This window comes from Vibrio sp. 2134-1 (genome assembly GCF_033339495.1).
The window spans coordinates 1-779 of sequence record NZ_JAWOUS010000313.1 but is presented as its reverse complement, the minus strand read 5'-3'; the positions used below and the strand labels follow the sequence as shown (position 1 = coordinate 779).

At 45.7% G+C, this 779-nt stretch carries 1 protein-coding gene; it reads right to left on the bottom strand.

The window, feature by feature from the left end:
• Window positions 1–610 (bottom strand): potassium channel family protein (locus R7R78_RS25675; protein WP_225474563.1); only part of this gene is annotated, 610 nt, incomplete at its 3' end.
• Window positions 611–779: the final 169 nt, after the last annotated feature.

The following is a 779-nucleotide window of genomic DNA, read 5'->3' as shown; positions in this document are numbered from 1 at the left end:
TGAGATCGCCGATTTCAAGCGTGGTACTCATATCAGGCGCTTTGATGATTTCAGGGCCACGTTTAAAGCCCAACACTTGCACGCCTTCGACCTTGCACAGCGCCAAATCGCTTAACGTTTTACCCATCAAACGCGAGCCAACAACAAACTCTGTCATCGCTAATCCGCTACCCAATGGATGAAATTCGAGTACGCGTTTATCCAACATTTTGCGCGCCACACGAATGCCCATATCGCGCTCTGGCATGATGATGTGGTCTGCACCAATTTTTTGCAGAACGCGAGCTTGGAATCGGTCGTTAGCTTTTACCCATACCGATTTTACACCCGCCTCTTTTGCTATCAGAGTAGCAAGAATACTGGCATTCACGTCTGCACCAATGGCAATCATCACCATGTCGTAATCATCGAGCTTGAGCTCTGCGACCGTTTCTTCATGAGTACAATTTGCCACAATGGCCTGACTCACAAAACCTGCAGCTTCTTTCACTCGATCTTCATTGATGTCGACCGCTAAGACTTGTGACCCAGAATCTTGTAATTCTTTACATACCGCCAAACCAAATCGGCCAAGACCAATAACGGCGAATTGCTTATCACCTGTTTTCATTCGTGCCTCATTTATGCATTCATTAGCAAGCGCGAAAGTCTGCGCCTATTCCTGCCCTTCTGCAAATATGAGGGCAGAAATTTGACAAAACATTTACGCAGTTATTTGCTTTTTGAGTGTTAAGCGTATGACACGATTTAACTTTTTTCCTCATCACGATCGACAAACC